This window comes from Winogradskyella sp. PC D3.3 (assembly GCF_054366245.1).
Map to the genome: position 1 here is coordinate 2,828,164 of NZ_CM135962.1, position 21,963 is coordinate 2,850,126.

Annotated in this window: 22 protein-coding genes; 1 reads left to right on the plus strand and 21 read right to left on the minus strand. The window is 30.8% G+C overall.

The genetic code is table 11. The features are described from left to right. Positions 1–111 precede the first annotated feature (111 nt). The 20 genes from ACXGSQ_RS12450 to ACXGSQ_RS12545 form a co-directional block, all read right to left on the minus strand. On the minus strand, positions 112–273 hold the full coding sequence (locus ACXGSQ_RS12450) for a hypothetical protein (RefSeq protein WP_458626485.1): 162 nt from the start codon (positions 271–273) through the stop codon (positions 112–114). A gap of 1 nt (position 274) precedes the next feature. After that, positions 275–787 (minus strand): hypothetical protein, encoded by a 513-nt coding sequence (locus ACXGSQ_RS12455; RefSeq protein ID WP_458626486.1) that lies wholly within the window; start codon positions 785–787, stop codon positions 275–277. Positions 788–949: 162 nt separating this feature from the next. Then, positions 950–1,711 (minus strand): hypothetical protein, encoded by a 762-nt coding sequence (locus ACXGSQ_RS12460; RefSeq protein ID WP_458626487.1) that lies wholly within the window; start codon positions 1,709–1,711, stop codon positions 950–952. Positions 1,712–1,867: 156 nt separating this feature from the next. Then, the gene (locus ACXGSQ_RS12465) at positions 1,868–2,581 is read right to left on the minus strand and encodes a hypothetical protein (RefSeq protein WP_458626488.1); all 714 of its coding nucleotides are present in this window, start codon (positions 2,579–2,581) and stop codon (positions 1,868–1,870) included. Positions 2,582–2,799: 218 nt separating this feature from the next. Then, positions 2,800–3,426 carry a DUF6624 domain-containing protein gene (locus ACXGSQ_RS12470; RefSeq protein WP_203460981.1) on the minus strand — a complete coding sequence of 209 codons (627 nt, stop codon included), beginning with the start codon at positions 3,424–3,426 and terminating at the stop codon, positions 2,800–2,802. A gap of 157 nt (positions 3,427–3,583) precedes the next feature. After that, entirely contained in the window at positions 3,584–4,678 is a 1,095-nt protein-coding gene (locus ACXGSQ_RS12475) for a tetratricopeptide repeat protein (RefSeq protein ID WP_458626489.1), read from the minus strand. Further along, a complete protein-coding gene (locus tag ACXGSQ_RS12480; protein ID WP_458626490.1) occupies positions 4,668–5,183 on the minus strand; it encodes a hypothetical protein in 516 nt (171 codons plus the stop codon). Before ACXGSQ_RS12480 ends, ACXGSQ_RS12475 begins: the two co-directional genes overlap by 11 nt. After that, the gene (locus ACXGSQ_RS12485; protein WP_458626491.1) at positions 5,184–5,681 is read right to left on the minus strand and encodes a hypothetical protein; all 498 of its coding nucleotides are present in this window, start codon (positions 5,679–5,681) and stop codon (positions 5,184–5,186) included. 132 nt (positions 5,682–5,813) lie between these two features. Beyond that, complete coding sequence (locus ACXGSQ_RS12490) at positions 5,814–6,140, minus strand: hypothetical protein (protein ID WP_458626492.1); 327 nt, start codon at positions 6,138–6,140, stop codon at positions 5,814–5,816. Positions 6,141–6,305: 165 nt separating this feature from the next. Then, on the minus strand, positions 6,306–7,142 hold the full coding sequence (locus tag ACXGSQ_RS12495; RefSeq protein WP_458626493.1) for a hypothetical protein: 837 nt from the start codon (positions 7,140–7,142) through the stop codon (positions 6,306–6,308). A 150-nt stretch (positions 7,143–7,292) separates the two neighbouring features. After that, on the minus strand, positions 7,293–7,880 hold the full coding sequence (locus ACXGSQ_RS12500; RefSeq protein WP_452227749.1) for a hypothetical protein: 588 nt from the start codon (positions 7,878–7,880) through the stop codon (positions 7,293–7,295). A gap of 1,536 nt (positions 7,881–9,416) precedes the next feature. After that, positions 9,417–10,037 carry a hypothetical protein gene (locus tag ACXGSQ_RS12505; RefSeq protein ID WP_458626405.1) on the minus strand — a complete coding sequence of 207 codons (621 nt, stop codon included), beginning with the start codon at positions 10,035–10,037 and terminating at the stop codon, positions 9,417–9,419. Positions 10,038–10,776: 739 nt separating this feature from the next. After that, positions 10,777–11,163, minus strand: a complete 387-nt coding sequence (locus tag ACXGSQ_RS12510) for a hypothetical protein (protein ID WP_458626452.1) — start codon at positions 11,161–11,163, stop codon at positions 10,777–10,779. 160 nt (positions 11,164–11,323) lie between these two features. After that, positions 11,324–12,160: an alpha/beta hydrolase gene (locus ACXGSQ_RS12515; protein WP_458626494.1), complete on the minus strand. Its 837-nt coding sequence runs from the start codon at positions 12,158–12,160 to the stop codon at positions 11,324–11,326. A 114-nt stretch (positions 12,161–12,274) separates the two neighbouring features. Beyond that, positions 12,275–13,480: a site-specific tyrosine recombinase/integron integrase gene (gene xerA, locus ACXGSQ_RS12520; RefSeq protein ID WP_458626495.1), complete on the minus strand. Its 1,206-nt coding sequence runs from the start codon at positions 13,478–13,480 to the stop codon at positions 12,275–12,277. Between the two features lie 138 nt (positions 13,481–13,618). Beyond that, a complete protein-coding gene (locus tag ACXGSQ_RS12525) occupies positions 13,619–14,365 on the minus strand; it encodes a YebC/PmpR family DNA-binding transcriptional regulator (RefSeq protein ID WP_334468884.1) in 747 nt (248 codons plus the stop codon). A 321-nt stretch (positions 14,366–14,686) separates the two neighbouring features. Beyond that, positions 14,687–14,974 (minus strand): 4a-hydroxytetrahydrobiopterin dehydratase, encoded by a 288-nt coding sequence (locus ACXGSQ_RS12530; RefSeq protein ID WP_458626496.1) that lies wholly within the window; start codon positions 14,972–14,974, stop codon positions 14,687–14,689. A gap of 49 nt (positions 14,975–15,023) precedes the next feature. Further along, positions 15,024–15,863: a sugar nucleotide-binding protein gene (locus ACXGSQ_RS12535; RefSeq protein ID WP_458626497.1), complete on the minus strand. Its 840-nt coding sequence runs from the start codon at positions 15,861–15,863 to the stop codon at positions 15,024–15,026. Beyond that, entirely contained in the window at positions 15,808–16,968 is a 1,161-nt protein-coding gene (gcvT, locus tag ACXGSQ_RS12540) for a glycine cleavage system aminomethyltransferase GcvT (RefSeq protein ID WP_458626498.1), read from the minus strand. Before gcvT ends, ACXGSQ_RS12535 begins: the two co-directional genes overlap by 56 nt. Before the next feature lie 522 nt (positions 16,969–17,490). Next, positions 17,491–17,979 (minus strand): hypothetical protein, encoded by a 489-nt coding sequence (locus ACXGSQ_RS12545; protein ID WP_458626499.1) that lies wholly within the window; start codon positions 17,977–17,979, stop codon positions 17,491–17,493. A gap of 140 nt (positions 17,980–18,119) precedes the next feature. On the opposite strand from ACXGSQ_RS12545, the gene ACXGSQ_RS12550 reads away from it, so the two are divergent. Further along, a complete protein-coding gene (locus ACXGSQ_RS12550; RefSeq protein WP_458626500.1) occupies positions 18,120–21,047 on the plus strand; it encodes an FAD-binding and (Fe-S)-binding domain-containing protein in 2,928 nt (975 codons plus the stop codon). Here the strand turns inward: ACXGSQ_RS12550 and ACXGSQ_RS12555 are convergent. Then, positions 21,039–21,890 (minus strand): UDP-2,3-diacylglucosamine diphosphatase, encoded by an 852-nt coding sequence (locus ACXGSQ_RS12555; RefSeq protein WP_458626501.1) that lies wholly within the window; start codon positions 21,888–21,890, stop codon positions 21,039–21,041. The genes ACXGSQ_RS12550 and ACXGSQ_RS12555 overlap by 9 nt on opposite strands. Positions 21,891–21,963: the final 73 nt, after the last annotated feature.

Genomic DNA, 21,963 nt, shown 5'->3' on the forward strand with positions numbered 1-21,963 from the left:
CGGGTTTGTATGCGAGGATTTTCCGCAGGAAAATCAGACGTTACAAACACTCAACGACCTTTGATTAAGCACTAAACCGCAATTATTTTTATACGGTGTTGGCTGTAGTTTTTATTTTTTCGTAATATTATTTCCGTTCTTTCCTTTGTCAATAGTGGACCTTTGAGAAGGACTTGTTGATGGAATTTGTCTAGAGCTATTTCCTGAATTATTATTATTATTATTATTAGAATTATCGCTGCTAGAATTTCCGTTGTTATTGTTTTTAGCCATTTTAGTTACAATTTGTAATTATTAAATTTACAAAAATTATCAAAGTCAAAACTCCAGCACTTAAAAAAATAATACTTAAGCCAGTTTTTAAATTTTTGTTTTGTTCATTTATTGTTTTCTTATTGTCATTAAACGAATCTTTATTTATTCCAATCTCAAAAAGATAAATTTCATCTTCTGACTTTTCGAGTAGAGGTTGAAATTCATTAAAGTTCATTCCGTGATAAATTTTTCGTGGAAATAATGCTTTGACAAGAAAGTATAATCCGATTAGATTCAAAACTATTGGAATGAAAAATATGAGTATCCAAACAATTGATAATTCAAATTTTTCAAATAAGGAAAATGCTAATGGAATAAAAAGAGATGAAATTGAAATAAAAGTCCCAGCTTTACTATTATTTGTGTCAACAGAATTTATTTGGTCGTTAAGTAATTCTCTTGATTTTAAAGCAAGAATTTGACAATTATTGTCTTTTGGAAAATCCTCTTTATGTTTTTTCTTTTTTCCCATTTTCTTGGTTCAAATTACAGCCAACGTTGTTGTATATGGTTTGTTGCGTGTTTCAAGCAACTAATTTAGTAAATAATTACCGACCAAGAAAGTCCGCGAGGACTTTCGTAAGTAGGCGAGAAGCCAGCAATAAATTATATACGGTGTTGGCATTTCGTTTTTTTATTTCCGTAATAAATATCCAGTTTGTAATTTCAATTCTTCATTGTCGGTTTTATTCAGTTCAATAATTCGAGCTTTTATTTCTCTGTCAAACCATTCTTGATTATACCCTTTAATTTCAAACCGAGTAAATCTCATTTGTTGAATTGCATCTAATTGTCTGTTAATATCATTACTAAAAATAGCGTTTTTTAATCCGCTTAAAGGTGTCCAATTATCTTCGTTATTATTCCACCAATCTTTTGCTTTTAAAATTATAGCATCTAATTCTTTGAATTTTTGTCTTTCAAAATCAACATCGTGCTTTCCTGTTTCAATGTATTTATCATAATCCTTTTTGTGTAAATCCATTAATTCCTTTTCGGTTATCACATTTTCTGAAAATCCGAAATTCTGCGATGTCAAATTTTCCATTGCCCAACCTGCACGAATAGCAATCCAATCTAAATCATAGTCAATTACCCAACCGTGTCCCCAAAATTCAGTTGCGCCAGGATAAATTAAATCTGCTGTATTTTGCAATTTTGCGAACGCTTTTGGGTCGTCCATTAGTTTTATCAAATCGGGAATTACTGGTTTTCCGATATTCAGTAAACTGTCTTTTGCTTTAAATACTTTTCCCCATTCTGAAGAAACAAAGTCTGAAATTAATTCGGGATGTTCGAATTCAGCCGTTTCAACAATTCCGATTTTCGATTCGGTTGTTTGAGCTTTGCAACTTAAAAAACAAGCAAAAATTAAAATGTAATATAAATGTTTCATAGGTTCTCCAAAATGAATGCCAACGTGTTTGTATATGGTTTGTTGCGTGGTTAAGAACGTAATTTAGCAAATAAAAACCGAATAGAAAATCCGCGAGGGTTTTCGTAAGCAGGCTAGAACCAGCAATAAATTATATACGGTGTTGGCAAATCGTATTTATAATACTAATTCCAATAAAATTAATTTCCTAACTAGTTCGTCATTCAAATCAGCTTCTGTTAAGACTAACTCACAAAATTGTTCTTTACTTATAATTCCTTTACGGTCAGAAAACTTTTCGTAAAATCCACCTAATTTTCTGATATAATTAGTGGCTATAACATATTTTCCGCCAAATCTATTAGTATATTTTATATTTAAAAACTTGTTAATAAGCGAATCCTTATTCGTGAAAGAATCTATTTTTAGATATTGGTGGCGTTCATATTCATAGACTGTTTTTTCAGGATTAGAGAGTATCAAGTCTTTTTTTCTTAATTTTATATAAGGTCGATTTATTTCTAAAAATATCAAGGAATCTTCTTCTACTTTGTCAAAGGAACTATTTGGTAAAATCCAAACTGAATCTGGATGATAATACATTTCTTTTTCTAATTGACTTGAATTAAATCTTTCTGTTATTTTTTTTGGTAATGGTACCCAATTTTCGAGGCTTCCATTTTTATAATCAATCAAGAATTTTTTATAAGATTCGTTTAGTTCAGAATTAGGATACTGCTTTTTTAGGAAGTCATTTTCAAAGTCGTTCACGAGTAAAGTCAGAGTCTCGTTATTTTCTTTTCCTAAAACTTTTTCAAATTCCGATGTGTTATTGTTTGGGGAACAACCAAAAGTCAGAATTAGTAATAGAATTATGTAGATGAATCTCATTGTTCGGTTATATGTTTGCCAACGGTCTTGTATATGAAAAGTAGCGCTAAAAAAGCGATAACTTTTCGGATGAAACACAAGCCGAATTTTTAAATTTTACTAATTATTTTATTTTTGGGAATTTGTCAAATTTAAAAATTTGGCGACTTCCCAAAAATGCCCGAACCTTTGTGTTACCAACGACTCGCGCTATTTTTTATATACGGTGTTGGCAATAGTTATTTTTCCGTTTGAGTAATTTTCCATTCAATTCCACGTTCTTTTGCGAAATCTTCAATTCCATCTAATCCGATTTCCTTTCTTCGTTTATTTACAAATTCGGGCTTTTCAATTTCGAAGAAAACTGTATCTCCATTTTCATTTTGGGTGGTCTGGGAACCATAGATTTGAGGTTTTTTATCGTTTACGAGAATTCTGTCAATCAATCTCGCATAATGTATTGGTTGTGATTCGTTTCTCAAAACGGATTCTTTCATCAATGGTGCATACTTTTCTTTTGTTTCAATAGAACTATGTTGAATTATACTAAATAAAGCACCATTTGCTAATCTCCCAACCTGATTAATTCCAAGCCATCCGTATTTTTCAAGAATTTTTATAAACTCTATTTCTATTCTTTCATCTTGTTCTTCAACCACTTTCCAAAAGTATTCTAATTCAGCCGAATCCTGTCCGAATTTCTTTTCAACATCTTGATAAAATCCCCTAAAAAGTTGGTCTTCCATTAATAGTGTTTCGAGTTTGGTTTTCAAAGAATCTAATTCTTTTTCATTTTGTTTTTCGATTTGACTATAAACTGTTGATGAGAAGATGCCAATTATGACTAAAAAGATTAATTTTTTCATTTTGTTTTTAATTATTGCCAACGTGTTTGTATATGGTTTGTTGCGTGTTTCAAGCAACTAATTTAGTAAATAATTACCGACCAAGAAAGTCCGCGAGGACTTTCGTAAATAGGCAAGAAGCCAGCAATAAATTATATACGGTGTTAGCACACGTTTTTTATTCGCAATATTCTTTATAAATTGATTCGATTTTATCATTTCCTTCTTCAATTGCTTTTTTCAAATCAACACAACCATCTTGGTTAATATTCAATTTAGCGATTCCACGATTTCCTAACGCCATATTTGTAAATTCAGTTTGATACTTGTCATATTTGATTACAGAAGTGAAATCTTTAATAGCACTTTCGTAGTTTTCTAATAAAAGATTTGCATACCCTCTATTATTAAAAGCTTTATAATAGTCTGGTCGAAATTCTATTGCCTTTGTATAATCGGAAATTGCTCCTTTAAGATTATCAATTTTTCTTTTATTATATCCACGATTATAGTAAGCTTCTGAAATCTGATAACTATCTTCTTGAGGATATAAACCTATTGCTAAAGTATAATATTCAATTGCTTTTTTTCGGTTTCCGTAACCTGAATATTTTAGACCTTCATTATAGTATTTGGTAGCTTGGTCGTGATTTTTTAAATAATCAGACATTTTGGTTTGCATACCATTGTCCGTTATAGAATTTATGATGTCTAAAAATTCTTTTTGGTCATACTTAAATTCGTCTGCATATGTATAACAAAGTATTTGTAATGTTGCACTTTTTCCTATATAAAAACCAACCATTCCAATAAGTTTTCCTTTTATATTTAAGTCTAAATTATAAGTAAAAATTAATAGTTGTTTTTTCTCGTCAAAATAAGTTTTACCAATTTCGAGATTCATTTTTACTTTCTCTGTTTCTAAATTTTTTAAAACTTGATTTACTCCGAATTTGTCTGTGTAGAATTTTTTTAACTTTTCAACTTCTTCTTTATTTGTTGTTGTAGTATAATAATTTTTGAATAAAATATATGGATAATCCATATCTGCATTTCCCGATTTTTGAAAACAAGCATCGTATTGAAGATTACTTTTATATTCCATTAAATCTTTAATCATTGCAGTTTTTTTATATAAAATTTCTTTTGGTAACCTTCTCCAAGTCTTATCAAAATCTATTGTAAAACCAAGAGGGTTTTTATATGTAGTTTGACCAAATGCAAAAAGCATTGAATTAATAACAAATAGAAAAAATAAAATTTTAGTTTTCATCGCTTAAAAAAATTGTTTTAATGTAAATACCATCTGTATCAAAAATGCGAAAATCTCCACGATGATTAACAACCAAAAATAATATTAATTCATTTTTTAAATTGTGAATACCGAAAGTTCTTTTGTCTATTACTTTTAGGTATAACGATTTTTGACCAAATTCATCTTCAACATAAATACGGTCTGAATATGTGTTTTTATTATTTTTCTTTGATTTTGAAGATGTTGTTTTTGGTGTGTAATAGGTTGAATAAAGTGTGTTTATTTTATTGTCGGGTGTAACCCAACCTGCTGTACCAGTATATGGGTTCGTATTTCCTTTAGTAGAAAAATTATCTCTGTTTGTTGAATTTGGTGCAGTTCTATAATATGGTTCGACGTAAGTTCCGTTACTTTTCGTATATCCTTTAACTCTAATATGTTTTGAGTTGACTTGTGCAAATGAGGAAAGACAAACAAAAAATATTAGTAATAAATGAAAGATATATTTTGAAGTAATTTTCATTTATTTGAATATAATTCTATTTATCAAATCGTTAACATTATTTTTTCTATTTAGATTATTAGTTGTCAAGTTAACAATAAAGCTTTTTTGTTTATGAAGAAATACTATGGAAGTATTAACAAACTTATGTCCCGAATAAGTTAGTTCAGATATTATGCTTAATGCTTTTCCTCCATTGATTAATTCTATCGAAGATGTTTTTTCTCCATTTGATTCTGCGTTTTCTTTTGCGGTCTGTAAAAACTGGTCTTTAAACACTTTTAATGTCTTTTCATTTAAACCATTCATATCCTTAAATAAATTTTGAACTGTTACGGAATATTGTAGAATTTTTTCGTTATTATCTTGTGAAACACAGGCGTAATTATTTTGGTCTCCAAGATTTCTTGTATATTCTAATTCACAAGGTGAGTTAATTGTTATTCCTTCAATTTTGGAATTGATTTGAGCATTAACTGACCAAGATGTTAGAAGTAAAAGTAAAATTATTTTATTCATACGGATTTTTTTTTCAAATGTGTGCTAACGGTTTGTGTATGGTTAGTTGCGTGGTTAAGCTACTAAATTAGCAAATAAATCACAGATAGAATATTCCGCAGGAATGTTCGTAAGTCGGCAGTGACCAAGCAATTAATTATACACGGTGTTAGCAAATGTTTTTATTTTTTTTACAAACTCTACGGTTATTATCATTTCAATAATTAAATTTTTAGGTGTTGAGTTTTTTGATTTATTAAAATGTTTTGTCGTTAAGTCGATGTTTTCAAATTTAAGATTAATGTCAACTACTTTTAATAAATTATCATTTAGCTGAATGTGATTTCCAATTTCGATGAATTCCATGTTTTCTCCGTAAGTATCTTTTACACCACTAAGTTTTGCATATAAATCTTCAATTTCGAAGAAACATCCGAAATCTCCACCATCAGTGCTAATAACTCTAATATTTGTTTTCATAGGATTTATTATTTTACTAATATTATATAAAACAAATATAGTTAAAAACTATCATGAAAACAATATCGATAGAAAACGGTTATTATTAGGTTTAAGCAAAACGAATTGGAAACGTCAATAAATCAAGTTGATTAGATAATACTGAATTTATTTTAGAAAAGATGTTTAATCACAATTATCATTTGCTATATCATCTAAAGTTGGATTAATTAAATTATCACTGATATTAGCAATCAAATCAGGGCTATTTAAAATAGCATTCTGTAAACCACAATAATCAGATAAACTCGAATTTTGGATGATTTGTATTGAGTTATTTAATTGCTCAATATTCGAAAAACCGTCTAAATTGTTGAGGGAATTATTGTTTCGAACGCGAAGTATATCTAATTCACTTAGATTGAAACTCTCAATGAAATTTAATGTTTCGTTGTCACGAATGGTGATTGCATTAACTACGGTTGTTAAATTTTCAAATCCCGTGATTGAATTAAGAGATGGATTCAGTTCTATAGACAAAGCCACAACAGATGTTAGGCTTGAGAGTCCACTTAAATCCATAAGGTCATCATTCTCATAAATTTGGAAAGTACTGCCAACTGAATCGATATTGTCAAGTCCATTAACTGAAGTTATACTGTTTTCAAATACCGAAAAATAACCTCCAACAGATTCTAAGTTATTTATACCATTTAGGTTATCTAATCCTCTGTTATCTGCAATAATAAAATCTTCAATTACTGTCTTAATACTACTTAAACTATTAAGATTAGTTATGGTGGTGTTGTCAATAGTTACGTTATTATTTCTAATTTCTAAATTACCATTTATAATTTCATAATTATTGGAACCAAACTCATCAACTTCTTGTTGTGTAGTTAAAAGGATATTCCCATTATATTGATTTCCATTTTGATTATTTCCATTATCAGAATCAGATGAGTCGTCTGAACAGCTAAATGTACAAAAGAAGATTAAAGTCAAAAAAATAATATTTCTCATAAAGTTTGGTTTAAATATTTGCTAACGTGTTTGTGTATGATTAGTGGCGTGTTTAAGCACCTAATTTAGTAAATAAAAACTGAATAGAAAATCCGCGAGGATTTTCGTAAGTAGGCGAGAACAAGCCATTAATTATACACGTTGTTGCCATTAGTTTTTATTCAGTTTTATTGTCAAAAATTCAGTTGAATCCGTTTCAATTCCGTTTGAGTAAATTGGAATCAGATTTTTGTTTTTAATCAGATACTTTTTGGCTCTTTTTCCCCAGATTTTTTCCTTTACTTCCTCGCCTAAAAAAATAACATTGTCATTAATTTTGTAAATTCCTCTGTCAATAGTAGTCCATTCGTAATCTCTTGTCCGCAACATATATTTTCCATTTTCGAATAATCTTAATTCATTTCCAAAAATATCATTTGCGATAAATTCGGATTCTTTGTCAAAAAAATCTTTCGGAAACCAAAAAGAACTGATTGCTATAAAAGTCGAAATTAAGAGTAAAGTCAAAATAATTTTCGCTTCTTTAATTTCAATTTTGTTTTTAATCTTTTTTCCTTGTTTTACAGAAGTGTAAATAAATACTATAATTCCGAAAACTATAAAGAACAAATATTTAAAAAAGTCAACTAATCCTCCAAAAGAACCTTCTGTTCTTAATTCAGATAATAGAATTAAAAAAAGTATAATTCCGATTGGAATAAATGCTTTTAATATTGATTTGTAGTTCGTTTTTTTCAAATTAATGGCAACGTTTAGTATAAGAAACGTAGGGCAGTAAATAAGCACTTTCGTTTCGGTTTATTACTTAGCTAAATATAAATATTTTGCTTTTATTTTTCCCTAAACGCCAAATTTTATATTTGGCGGACTTTGCAAATAAGCACAGACCTTTGGAGTTTGCATAAATGCCCTATGTTTTTTATACGGTGTTGGCATTTCGTTGTTTTTTATTCCGCTATAGTTTTAGTTCTTAATTATTTCAGATATAGTTCTTTAAAATACTCAATGTGTTTTCCTGGAATTATCATTTTCCAGATATCTTTTTTGGGAATTATATTCTTGTCAGACAGTCTTTTTCCATCTATGTAAGTTCTAAAAATTAATAAATAGAAAAATAAAAGTCCTACAAAATATGTGGAATTTATAGATTCGGTTTTATTCAGCCAAATGATAATTGCAAGTGGCGTTAAAATTGTTAGGTAATAAATAAAGATGTTTTTCATATTCTACTTTTTAGTTTTCAATTCCGATTGAGTGAGCAATTCCGAAACTTGCTAAATTCCGCATTCAATTCGGGTTTTATTTTTCAATTCAGTTTCCGATTCAGAAAATGTTTTAAAAATCCGTCATTAATTTTATTCAAATTTCGATTCTATATTTTTCTTAAATTTTGATTCTGTACTATAAATTAATATTATTGATGCTAAAATAATAAATGATGATATAATTAAAGACCAATAATGTTTCGGTTCTGAAATATAAGAAAAATCGATATTCAATATGCTTATGATACTTGAAATTATTATTAAAATTGATGCTAGGTTTCTTTTAATCATTGTTCTATTTTTAATTCAGATTTTGAGTTTTTTGGTCAATGAATGCCAACGTTGTTGTGTTATGGAAAGTTGCGATTTTTATGAACGGCTATTTTCCGTAGGAAAATTGAAGTGAGTAAAAATGCAACTGCCTTCGGTTAAGCTAAAAATAAGCAATTTTTTATACACGGTGTTGCAAAATGTTGCTTTTTTTATTTTCCAATTTTTCTTATTATTTTCTAAATTCAGCGTTTGAGTGAAAATTCCGCCAACATTTTAATTCCGCATTTTGCTCAATTCCGCAATTTTGGTTTTTCAGCGTTTGAGTGTTTTCTCACGTGCTTAATTCCGACAACAATTTTCACTTTATTTAATTTTTAGAAAATTCTCAGCCTTTCTAAATTATGTTTAAAATAAAATTCCGCACAATTTTTTTCTATTTTGCTCAATTCCGCAAAGTTCATTTTTCTTAAACTTTCTAAATTCTATAAAAAACAAACAAAATTTTTTCATAATTTTCCACTCGCGAGAGAGTGTTTAACTTTTAAAATTCAAGAGTTTTATTCGCTAATTTTTTCAGAAGTTTGAGTGAGTGAGCAATTTTTTGCAACGGTTTTGTATATGATGCGTTGCGTGGTTTAGCACGTAATTTAGCAAATAAAAACCGAATAGAAAATCCGCGAGGATTTTCGTAAGTAGGCTCTCACTAGCAATGGATTATATACGTTGTTGCAAGTAGTTATTTTTTGTTTCCAAATATGTTTGTCAATTTATCATAATCCACCGAAAAATCTGTAATTCTTAAATAACAGTATTCCTGCATTCGGTAAGCCATAACTTTTCTGTTTTTTTCAATCCAATAGTATGTAAATGGTCCGTTTTCTTTCGTTTGTGACAGAATAGAGTAAACTTTCAAATGCTCATTTCCATATTTTTGTCTTAAATATTCAGTCAGCTTTTCAAATCCGAGTTCAATGTTGTTTTCGTCAGTCAAAAACACTAATTCCAATTCATATAGTTTGTCTTTGTAAAAATCAGTTCGGATAATCGTTGGAATTTTAAAGTCAGCGTTTAATTCCCAGTTTATTCCATAATTCTCAAACTCATTCGTATCTCCGTTTACAGATTCAAAGTCAGATTTTTGTTTTAGAATTGAGTCAACTGCTTTAGTCGATTGTCCAAATTTTAAATCTAAAATATTCAGTTCAGAAATAGTTCCTTTAGATTTTTCCGACTCCGTTATTTTATTCAACTCCGCTTTGTCACGTTCAATTAGCTGTTCTAAATTCAATTCAGATTTTGATTGACTTTTACAGCTTATTGAAGTCAAAATTATTAATGACAGCAGAATGTTTTTCATAATTACTTGCAACGGTCTCGTATATGATTTGTAGCGTTATTTCAGCAAGTAAGTTAGTAAATAATAACGAAAATAGAAAAACCGCGAGGTTTTTCGACAGTAGGTAAGAAGCAGCTATGAATTATATGCATTGTTGGCTAACGTTTTTTTTTTTTACGAACTACTCCTTTGTGCATTTAGGGCATGTTTTGTCATTCGGGCGTAATTTTAATTATTATTAAATAAAATCTCCGAAATATTATTCCGTTTTTCCACAAATAGAATCATTTTTTAATTAGCCGAAATTTTGTGAAATCACAGAGGATTTGTTTAAACTATTAAATTTGGATTGATAAAATAGCGAACAGTTCGGTCGTATGTTTTACGATTCCGCTTACCAGCCAAAAGTTGAGGATTGCGATAATATTGATGTAATGATCAAAAGTTGGGCAAGCCTAAATTCGTGCGTAACGTTCCGAATGAGTGAAAAATTCTAGCGCAATACTTTTTAAATTTTCCGCTTTGAATTCCAGCGTAGTTTTTGGAAGCAAATAAGTAAAGACTTTAGTGAAAGCCTTGAAATTGTTGACATGCGCAAAATGTTTGCCAACGTTTATGTATAAGAATAGTTGCGGGTTTGTATGCGAGGATTTTCCGAAGGAAAATCAGACGTTACAAACACGAAACGACCTTTGATTAAGCACTAAAACCGCAATTATTTTTATACGGTGTTGTAAAACGTTTTTTATTCAGATTACTATTATTCATTCCAACTAATCAAAATTCGTTTAAGATTTTCAGCTTTTACTAAATAAAATATTGTCCAAAGTAATATCCAAATTATAAATGCTAAAAAGAAGAAAATCAAATTTGTTCCGCCAAATTCCAAATCCAAATAAACAAATAAAAATGTCATAACCATTGCTCCAATAAAATTGAAAAGAGTTGCGTTTTTAATACTCATTTCAATCATTCCTGTCAAAAAGTTCCATCCGACAAGTTTGTCTTTTATTTTAATCTTTTCAGAGTCAGAGAAGTCAATTATCGTTCTTTGAGAAAAATCCATTTTTATTATTAGTTCGTTATTTTTCTTTTGATATTTATAATCAAATTTTTTCAATAATTCTTCCGTTTTGTCTATTTCCATAATGTTTTGTCAAATGTTTTACAACGTTTATGTATAAGATTAGTTGCGTGTTTAAGCACTAAAGTTAGCAAATAAATCACAGATAGAAAGTCCGCGAGGACTTTCGTAAATTGGCTAAAACCAGCAATTAATTTTATACGGTGTTGGCAGTAGTGTTTTATTATTTTCCATATAAGTTTGTTAACGTTCCATTTAAACTAAACGGAATTACAGACGTATGAGATTCATTTCTGTATATTTTCCAATTCATTTCAATATTTTCGTAGTTGCTTTTTTTGAGATATAAACTAAACTTAACCATATTAGACACCATCATTGGGCTTTCATTTTCTCCTGTTGAAATAAATACTTTAGTTGGTTTAATATTCCAAGTTTTATTATTTGCGAATTTCTTGATAGCTGGCTCTAAAAATATTTCTTCGTTAAGTTGAAATGAAGGACTGTTTATTCCAAATCGAGTAAAGTAATTGTCGGAATTCAAAAAGCAGTATGCTGTAAACAAACCTCCAAGAGAATGTCCTGAAATTCCTCTGTCAGAATTAGTTTTATAGTGTTCCTCAATAAATGGGACAATTTCCTTTTTTAAGCATTCTAAAAATTTAACAGCTCCACCAGTTTTGATAGTTCCTTTTTCTACATCAAACTTATTTTCAAATCTTTTGTCAGTTATTGTATCACTATATGCTGTATAGTCCTTAAATCTATTAATTTTTGATTCTATTCCATTTACTTTATGACTGATTCCAACGAGAATTACATCTTCGAGTTTTTCAGAATCAATGTAAGATGATTCGAAATATCCAAATGTACTTTTTCCATCCAAAACATAAAGTACAGGATATGTTATGCTGTCCTGAATAGAATAATTCTTTGGAAAAGACATATGAATTAAATAATCTTTATTTGTAATTTCAGATTTAATGATATGGTCTGGTTTAAAAAAATCTCGTCCTTTTGGGTTTAATTTTTGGCTAAATATAGGGTTGCAAAAAATCAAAAAAGAAAATGTTATAAATAATAGATTTGGTAGTTTCAAAAAGTTCATTTGTTTAATTCAGAGTTCGTTGCTCACATTACTGCCAACGTGTTATATAAAAACAAATATAGTAGTTTATATATTATAATTTCGGGATAACAAAACTTCTGTATTGTTTTTTTGCGATTTTGTTATCGACTTAACTACAGTGTCTAACGGACTACTAATTTGCATTAAATCTCTATGAGCAACATGTGTATAGATCATCGTCGTTTCTGGTTTAGCATGTCCTAGTAACATTTGAATATGACGTAAATCTACACCATTTTCCATTAAATGTGTAGCATAACTATGACGTAATACATGTGGTGTAACTTGCTTTTTTATGCCTGCATAACCACAACTTTTCTTTAAAAATTGACGTATGCTCGTCGCAGAATACGGTCCTCCATCACGACCTTCAATAACAAAAACCTTTGGTTTATAGGTGTTTAAATAATTAAAAATTAATGGCTTTAAAACTTCACTCATTACAACACTTCTGTCTTTTCGGCCTTTACCTTGATTTACACGCAACAAATTCCTGTCAAAATCTAAAGCATTGATTTTTAAAGCCAATAATTCTCCAATTCTTAGTCCACATGAGTATAACAAGCCAATAATCGCTCTGTGTTTTAGGTTTTTGGTGACTTGAATAAGATCTATAATCTCTTCTTTAGATAAAACGACAGGGAGCTTTTTGCTTTTTTTCGGACGATTTAAATCCTCAGCGTCTAATTCTGGTAAATCACAAAAAGAAATAAAATATTTTAAGGCACTAACACATTGCCTGTGACTACTAATACTAAAATTTTCACCAGCCAAAACTATTTCAAAAAAATGATCAATGTCCTTTTTCTGTATAGACTCTATTTCTTTTGGCTTGTAGTAATCCATAAATCGCAATACAAAATAACCGTATGTACGAACTGTGCTTTGACTCAAGCGTTTGCCTTTTAAAAAACCAGTGTAACCCTTTAATAATTCCTTAAAATTCAAAGGTAGGCTAGCAAACATTTCTGCCATACTATGGCTTGGCTTAATTTTTTTTACAGGTTTATAAGTGTTTTCTGTTGGTTTTCTAAACTGACTGTAGTCTACATAATAGCCATGGCTTCTAAAATAATTAAATAATGTATAAATTGTGTTTTTAGAATATAAAACGTAAAACGTCTTATGTGTCTGTGACCATTTTACACCTTCTAAAGCTTTTACAATTGTTTTTGTTTCCTTATTATATTCAAAACCAATAGCAATCTGGTCATCATTGTTATGATACAACTTTGATAATGTAATCTTCATGATATTAAGTGTTTACAGAGGTTTTGAGTCCTTGTAAATTACATTAAAATCATGAATTATTAAAGATATATATTAAGAAACTACAAATTGTAGCGATTTATCTAAAGTAAAAAACAGCAAATTGCTTTAGCTCAAAAGTTAATCAACACTTTCTTCCATAGTATGATACACATTCTGAACATCATCATCTTCTTCTAGCTTTTCTAAAAGTTTCTCAACATCTTCTGCTTGTTCTGGTGTTAGCTTTTTAGTAACTTGTGGAATACGTTCAAAGCCAGAAGAAATAATTTCTATATTGTTCTCTTCGAGGTAAGCCTGAATTTTACCAAAACTTTCAAATGGTGCATAAACCATAACACTAGTGTGTTCAACACCATTTTCATCTTCGTCTGTGTCTTCAAAAATTTCTTCAACTCCAGAATCAATCAATTCTAATTCTAGCTCTTCTAAGTCTAAATCGTCACCTTTAATTTTAAAATTACAGGTATGATCAAACATAAAAACAACAGATCCAGAAGTCCCTAAACTACCATCTGTTTTATTAAAATAAGAACGGACATTAGCGACTGTACGTGTGTTATTATCTGTAGCTGTTTCTATAAGTACTGCAATACCATGTTGTGCGTAACCTTCAAAAAGGACTTCTTTAAAATCTCCTAAACTTTTATCTGAAGCACGCTTTATGGCACGTTCTACATTGTCTTTAGGCATATTTACAGCTTTGGCATTCTGTATTACAGCTCTAAGGCGCGAATTACTATCAGGATCCGGACCACCTTCTTTAACAGCCATTACAATATCTTTACCAATACGCGTAAAGGCTTTGCTCATAGCAGACCAACGTTTCATTTTCCTTGCTTTTCTAAATTCGAAAGCTCTTCCCATCTTAAATATATTTTTAGTTCCTGTAGAACAGGAATCTGTTAACGATTATGTTTTATGTAATGTGTAAAAAATAACACTGAAATTATATGTAGTGACACTTTTACCATAGCAAATCTAAGAAAATATTGAAATTGTTTGAAAAGGAATGAAACTAATTATAAAAAAATATAAGATTCAAGCTGAAAAACTTCTAAAACAAGACATAGGAAGCCTAATCACTCTGAAAATTTTTATTTTTCAACCATCAACCATCAACCATCAACCATCAACCATCAACCATCAACCATCAACCATCAACCATCAACCATCAACCAAGAATAACTAGTCCTCAACCTCTACAATAGCTTCAATGGCTTCTGCTAATTCAAAATCTTTAAGAGTTACTCCATCCGCATCATGCGTAGATAAGGATATTTTTAAAATATTATAAGTATTACTCCAGTCAGGATGATGGTTTAAAGCTTCACACTCAAAAGCGATGCGGCTCATAGCACTAAAACAATCCTTAAAATTGTCGAATTCAAATTCGGCATGAATCGCATTGTCATAATAATCCCAATCTGTTAAATCTAATAACTTCTTTTCTATAGTAGTATCGTCTAATTTCATAATAAGGTTTTAATTTGTTTAAAATTAATATATGGAAGCTACTGTAAGCTTATTTTCTGAGTTCTTCCAATATTTGTTGGCTCGTAATTTGAAGGTGTTTAGGCAATTTGTTAAACTTTGGAAGTACGGCCAAATACCGATCTTCATTTGTAGTATACACCTGTTTTAATAGTACTTTTTTATCGGTTAAAGTGCTGATAATGTCTTTTGTATAATCATCATGATGCACTAAATCCGAACTTCCTAAATGAAATACACCGTATTTATTTCTATTAATTATATAATGAATTTGTTGTGTGAGCTTTTTGTCGAGCATCACATTCATAATTAAATTAGGGAATACTTCAACAGATTCATTTTCTAAAATAGCTTGTTTTAATTCCTCAATTCTTGGTGAACTCGCACCAAATATCATAGGAACTCTAATAATAGCGACTTGTTTTTCAGGAAGACGTAATAATAAATTTTCAATTTTTATTTTGAAATGGCCATAAATGCTATGACTTAGTGTTTTGTCTAATTCATAACTAGGATATTTACTATAAGCATCAAACACATTCGCAGAAGATAGAAAAATAATTTTAGAACCAAAGCTTAATGCATATTCAGCAATGTGTTGGTGCACAATAGTCTGGGCATTAAAATTACCACGAAGTGCAGATATAATAATGGTAGGTTGACAAGCCTCTAAAATTTCATAAACATCATCTTCTTCCAAATTATACTGGAAGAATTGTTTATTTGTTTCAAAGGCTTTTAAAGGAGTTCTATAGGTACCAAAGGTTTTAAAATAAGGTCCCAATTCCTTATATATGGCATTGCCAATATAACCGCTAGCTCCAAGTATTAATATACGGTGCTTTTGAGGATCTAAATGTTTCTTCGTCATTAATCAAGCTACACGCTAGAAATTTAGCCTTTATAAAAGGAGCCTTTACAACGGTTGCTGGAATGGACTTTTTACGTACTTGAATAAATATCTTACTATCTACTTTAGAAAACACAGTAGGAACATAACCCATACCAATACCAATCCCTAAACTAGGACTCATTGTACCAGAAGTAACAACACCAATTGTTTTTCCGCTACCATCTACAATATCGTAACCATGACGCGGAATACCACGTTCATCGAGTTTAAAAGCCACTAATTTACGTTTTGGAGTATGTTCTTTTTCGGCTTTTAAAGCTTCGCTATTAGTAAAGTCTTTGTTGAATTTACAAACCCAACCTAGACCAGCTTCAATTGGAGACGTGGTATCGTCAATATCATTACCGTATAAACAGTAACCCATTTCTAAACGCAACGTATCTCTTGCCGCTAAACCAATTGGCTTAATGCCAAAATCTGCTCCTGCTTCAAATACCTTATCCCAAATTTGTTTGACTTCTGAATTTTTACAGTAAATCTCAAATCCGCCACTACCAGTATAACCTGTAGCTGAAATGATCACATTTTCAATACCTGCAAAATCGCCAACAACAAAATTGTAGAATTTAATAGCAGATAAATCATGACTCGTTAAAGATTGCATCGCTTCAACAGCCTTTGGACCTTGAATCGCTAATAACGAATAATCTTCGCTTAAATCGCGCATCTCAGCACCAACATCATTTTTAGAGGAAATCCAATTCCAATCCTTTTCAATATTACTCGCATTCACTACTAATAAATACGTTTCTTCTTTTAATTTGTAAATGATTAAATCATCTACAACACCACCATCATCATTTGGTAAACAGCTGTATTGTGCTTTTCCTATTTCTAATTTAGACGCATCGTTACTCGATACTTTTTGAATCAATTCTAAAGCATGTGGCCCTTCAATTAAAAACTCACCCATATGAGAAACATCAAACACTCCAACCGATGTCCTAACCGTTTCGTGTTCAATGTTAACACCTTCATATTGAACCGGCATGTTGTAGCCAGCAAAAGGAACCATTTTAGCACCAAGTGCATTGTGAGTAGAGGATAAAGCAGTATCTTTCATTGTGAATTATTTTAATTTTTAGATGTGCAAAACTACATAAATTTTACGAAGAATTTCATAATTTGATGCTAAGGAAATTGCCAATCCTTTAAAGAAATCAGTCTTAAGATTTAAGGTCTAAATTTTATCGCAAATTTTAAATACAGCAACAATCACAAAATCTCTAGGACGATAAAAACATCGTGTGGACGCGTTTGCGTGCTTTCGGATTAGTAATGATGACATTTATTTCACTAGTATAACACCCAGTTTTAATGTGTTACCTTTAATAAGTAACATTTTAACACACGTTATACCAATTAGAAATAGGGGGTTATGGTATGAAACACCTTTTTTGCATCTCAATATTTCTTCAAAGTCAACAATATTGCTTCTCAAAAAAATATCAAATGTTATATTAGATATGTGCCAAAATGGTATTAGAAATATTTAAGAAAAGCAACCTAGTTAAAAGGATTTATAAGAACAAAAAAAAACACCTCGTAAAAGGTGGTTTTTCTTATATGATCTATGTTTTAAGTCTTAAAATTGATATCTCACTCCTAAGGCAATATCAAAATCTAAATCGTTATTGACATCTCCAAAACCAATTTCTGGTCTAAAATCTAAAGATAACAACAACGGGAAATCAAAACTGTATTCAATACCTACATCACCAGCTAAAAAAACAAACGTTTCATTGTAGTCTTTTCCATCGACATAAAACTTATCAAAACTGTAAGAGCCAAGTCCGCCACCTGCACCAGCATACCAATTAAAACCTCCTTCTAAATCCCAAACCCATTGGTATAACCCCGCTAATTTAAAGCCGTCATAATTATTTCCACTTCTCCAGCCTAAATCTACTTCTAATCTATTGTTACCACCAAGTGCTCGTTGGTACGAAACTTCAGTACCAAAGCCATCACTATCGCCTAATCTTAAGCCAATTGCATTGTCTGCAATTTCTTGTGCCTGCGATAATGTTGTAAAACCAATAAATAATACGCTTAATAAAAATAATTTTTTCATAAATTTTCAAGTTTTAAATTTTATATTTAAACGGCTTTTACAGCCACTATTTATATAACGACAAAATTATGTTAAAATTGAATAGTCACGTTTTATTTTAAGACAAAATTATAACTCATTACAATAGATTATTAACCCTTATGCAAAACGAAATAGTTAAGGAATTAGAAACTTTAAAAACATTTTTAAATGGTGATTTACATGGAGATGGGTTAATGCGCAAATTATATGCTACCGATGCTTCGGTGTATAGAAAACTACCTTTGGCTGTTGCGCTACCTAAAAGTAATCAAGATCTTAAACAACTCATTAATTTTGCAAAACAACATAAGACGTCGTTAATTCCAAGAACCGCTGGAACCTCTTTGGCCGGACAATGTGTTGGTGATGGTATTGTCGTAGATGTCTCTAAATATTTTACACGAATTTTAGATATAAATGAAAAAGCTAAAACTGTAACCGTGCAACCTGGAGTGGTTAGAGATGAACTTAATAATTACCTTAAGCCTTTTGGTTTGTTTTTTGGACCTAACACATCGACTTCTAATCGCTGTATGATTGGTGGAATGGTAGGCAATAATTCTTCAGGAACTACTTCGATTCAATATGGAGTGACGCGAGACAAAGTTCTAAGGTTACAAACCATTTTAAGCGATGGGAGTGAAGTTGAATTTTCGAGTTTAACTTCTGAAGAATTTCAAGAAAAATTAAAATTAAAGAATCTTGAAGGTGCTATTTATAACACCATTTATAAGGAATTAAAATCAGAAAGCGTTCAAAAACAAATTCAAGATAATTTTCCAAAATCCGATATACATAGAAGAAATACAGGTTATGCTATTGATGAATTGATAAAGTCGGAGGTGTTTTCAGGTTCAAATTCAGGTTTTAATATGTGTCAACTTTTAGCCGGAAGTGAAGGCACCTTAGCATTTACAACAGAAATTACCTTGCAGCTAGATGACTTGCCACCATCGGAAAGCGCTATTATTGCTTTGCATTTTGAAAGTATAGCTAAATGCCTAAATGCTGTGGAAACTGTGATGCAACACAATCTGCATACCTGTGAGATGATGGATGACTCTATTTTAAATCTTACAAAACACAATAAAACACAACAAGAAAACAGGCAATTTATAGAGGGAAATCCTGCTGCTATTTTAATGTGTGAGCTCAAAGCAAATTCAAATGAAGAGCTTCAATCACAAATAAACGCATTGTTAGAAACGGTAAAAAGCATGAATTTAAGTTATGCTAATCCTGTTTTAAAAGGTGATGATATCAATAAAGCTGTAGAATTACGAAAAGCTGGTTTAGGCTTGTTAGGTAATATTATTGGTGATAAAAAAGCTGTGGCTTGTATTGAAGATACGGCTGTGGCATTGGAAGATTTAGATAATTACATTTCTGAATTTACAGCGTTAATGAAATCGTATAATCAAAACGCCGTGTATTATGCACATGCCGGAGCAGGTGAGTTGCATTTGCGTCCCATATTAGATTTAAAGCAATCTGAAGATGTTGTCTTATTCAGGAAAATTACAACTGATGTCGCTAAGCTAGTAAAGAAATATAAAGGCTCAATGTCTGGAGAACATGGTGATGGTATTGTGAGAGCGGAATTTATTCCTATGATGATTGGTGAGGCTAATTACAAGATTTTAAAGCATATCAAATCCGCTTTTGATCCGCATAATATTTTTAATCCAGGAAAGATTGTAGACGCCTATCCGATGGATAAAAGTTTTAGATATGTAGTGGGCAGAAAAGAACCTCAAATTGAAACCTTATTTGATTTTTCTGCTTCTGAAGGCATTTTACGTGAAGCCGAAAAATGTAATGGTTCTGGTGACTGTAGAAAATTACCTGAATTTGGAGGTGTTATGTGCCCAAGTTATAGAGCCACTAGAAACGAAAAAGATACGACCAGAGGACGCGCAAATGCGCTCCGAGAATTCTTAACTAATTCTGAAAAAGCAAACCGATTTGATCATGAAGAATTGAAAGAGGTTTTTGATTTATGTTTGAGTTGTAAAGCATGCGGAAGTGAGTGTCCAAGTAGTGTTGATGTAGCGAGTTTAAAAGCCGAATTTCAATACCAATATCAGAAGGCTAATGGTGTGCCTTTTAGAACGAAGTTATTCGCTTATAATAATAAAATAAATGGCTTAGCTAGTCGTATTCCTAAGCTTACTAATTTTATGTTTTCTAATGGATTTACAAGTTCAATTATTAAATCTATTGGCGGCATTGCAAAAGAACGAAGCTTGCCTTTAATCTCAAGTAGAAGTTTATATAAAGAATTTCAAAGCTCTAGTAATAAGTTAATTAACAGTAATTTTATTAAAGAAGTTATATTATTTAATGATGAGTTTACAAATCATTTAGATACCGAAATAGGTGTCGATGCCATTGCGTTGTTGAGTCGTTTAAATTATAAAGTGACTATGATTTCTCATTCCGAATCAGGACGCTCAATGCTATCGAAAGGACGACTTGAAGATGCCAAAAAAGTAGCCAATGCAAATGTTTCAAAATTCAAAAAGATAGTGTCAGAAACCACACCATTGATAGGTATTGAACCGTCTGCTATTTTAACCTTTAAAGATGAATACTTAAGATTGGCAGATGATAACGAAGGGGCAAAATCAATCGCTAAACACACCTTTTTGGTAGAGGAATTTATTCAACAAGAAATTGCATTAGGGAATATAACTTCAGCTCAATTTACAACAGAAACTAAAACCATAAAATTCCATGGTCATTGTCATCAGAAAGCATTAGCCAACCAAATGGCGAGTTTTGCTATTTTGAATTTACCAAAACACTACAACGTGACAATAATTCCTAGTGGTTGCTGTGGTATGGCAGGTAGTTTTGGTTACGAAAAAGAACATTACGATGTAAGTATGCAAATTGGTGAGCAAACCTTATTTCCGGCGATTAGAAAGTGTTCTGGTGATACTGTGATTGCAGCCAATGGCACCAGTTGTAGACATCAAATTAAGGATGGAACCGGTAGAATTGCAAAACATCCAATTTCTATACTAAAAGCCGCTTTACTTTGATTTTTTCTTTTTAGGTTGCTCTACAATTGTAATTGCAGCAATAAGGTCTTGTGTATTCATCACCTTAATGTCTTCGTCGGCAAAAAAAGGGGCGAGCTTATCTTTATTGTAACTATAGACTTTCCAGCGTTTAAACTGGTATTCTAGAGCCGTAAAATTTTCAACCCAATCACCAGAATTGAGGTAGGTTGTTTTACCGTATTTATTCCCTTTTATGAGCATTTTGGGTTGGTGAATATGTCCGCAAATAACGTAGTCATAACCATTTTCAATAGCGAGGTCTGTCGCTACTTTTTCAAAGTCATTAATGTATTTTACGGCACCTTTTACACTGCTTTTTATCTTTTTAGATAGAGAATAACGTTCTTTTCCAAGTTGATCTAAACACCAGTTTATAAACCGGTTAATAATAATTAAAAGATCATAACCCCAACCACCAAGTTTAGCTAGCCATTTGGCATTTTGAATTGAAATATCAAATACATCACCATGAAAAAACCAGGCTTTTTTACCATCGAGATTTAGAACTAATTTATTCACGATAGAAATGTTACCAATTTCTGTGTCTGTAAATTTTCGTAGCATTTCATCATGATTTCCCGTAATGTAAATGACTTCAACACCGTTGGCAGCAAAATCCATAATTTTTTTAATAATGCGCAGATGTGATTTGGGGAAGTATCGTTTTTTAAACTGCCAAATATCAATGATATCGCCATTGAGTATCAGTTTCTTTGGTTCTATACTATTTAAATAGGTTAAAAGTTGTTTGGCATGGCATCCAAAAGTACCCAAATGAACATCGGAGATTACGGCTATTTCAACTTTTCGCTTTAGATTCACGGTTCGTTATTTATTGATTACAAAGAACAGTATATTTTTTTAACTAGCTGTAAACCAATAATCAGCAAATTGT

Coding starts and splice junctions, on each gene's coding strand:
- ACXGSQ_RS12450 (WP_458626485.1), bottom strand. CDS start 273: ATGGCTAAAAACAATAACAACGGAAATTCTAGCAGCGATAATTCTAAT.
- ACXGSQ_RS12455 (WP_458626486.1), bottom strand. CDS start 787: ATGGGAAAAAAGAAAAAACATAAAGAGGATTTTCCAAAAGACAATAAT.
- ACXGSQ_RS12460 (WP_458626487.1), bottom strand. CDS start 1,711: ATGAAACATTTATATTACATTTTAATTTTTGCTTGTTTTTTAAGTTGC.
- ACXGSQ_RS12465 (WP_458626488.1), bottom strand. CDS start 2,581: ATGAGATTCATCTACATAATTCTATTACTAATTCTGACTTTTGGTTGT.
- ACXGSQ_RS12470 (WP_203460981.1), bottom strand. CDS start 3,426: ATGAAAAAATTAATCTTTTTAGTCATAATTGGCATCTTCTCATCAACA.
- ACXGSQ_RS12475 (WP_458626489.1), bottom strand. CDS start 4,678: ATGAAAACTAAAATTTTATTTTTTCTATTTGTTATTAATTCAATGCTT.
- ACXGSQ_RS12480 (WP_458626490.1), bottom strand. CDS start 5,183: ATGAAAATTACTTCAAAATATATCTTTCATTTATTACTAATATTTTTT.
- ACXGSQ_RS12485 (WP_458626491.1), bottom strand. CDS start 5,681: ATGAATAAAATAATTTTACTTTTACTTCTAACATCTTGGTCAGTTAAT.
- ACXGSQ_RS12490 (WP_458626492.1), bottom strand. CDS start 6,140: ATGAAAACAAATATTAGAGTTATTAGCACTGATGGTGGAGATTTCGGA.
- ACXGSQ_RS12495 (WP_458626493.1), bottom strand. CDS start 7,142: ATGAGAAATATTATTTTTTTGACTTTAATCTTCTTTTGTACATTTAGC.
- ACXGSQ_RS12505 (WP_458626405.1), bottom strand. CDS start 10,037: ATGAAAAACATTCTGCTGTCATTAATAATTTTGACTTCAATAAGCTGT.
- ACXGSQ_RS12510 (WP_458626452.1), bottom strand. CDS start 11,163: ATGGAAATAGACAAAACGGAAGAATTATTGAAAAAATTTGATTATAAA.
- xerA (WP_458626495.1), bottom strand. CDS start 13,480: ATGAAGATTACATTATCAAAGTTGTATCATAACAATGATGACCAGATT.
- ACXGSQ_RS12525 (WP_334468884.1), bottom strand. CDS start 14,365: ATGGGAAGAGCTTTCGAATTTAGAAAAGCAAGGAAAATGAAACGTTGG.
- ACXGSQ_RS12530 (WP_458626496.1), bottom strand. CDS start 14,974: ATGAAATTAGACGATACTACTATAGAAAAGAAGTTATTAGATTTAACA.
- ACXGSQ_RS12535 (WP_458626497.1), bottom strand. CDS start 15,863: ATGACGAAGAAACATTTAGATCCTCAAAAGCACCGTATATTAATACTT.
- gcvT (WP_458626498.1), bottom strand. CDS start 16,968: ATGAAAGATACTGCTTTATCCTCTACTCACAATGCACTTGGTGCTAAA.
- ACXGSQ_RS12545 (WP_458626499.1), bottom strand. CDS start 17,979: ATGAAAAAATTATTTTTATTAAGCGTATTATTTATTGGTTTTACAACA.
- ACXGSQ_RS12550 (WP_458626500.1), top strand. CDS start 18,120: ATGCAAAACGAAATAGTTAAGGAATTAGAAACTTTAAAAACATTTTTA.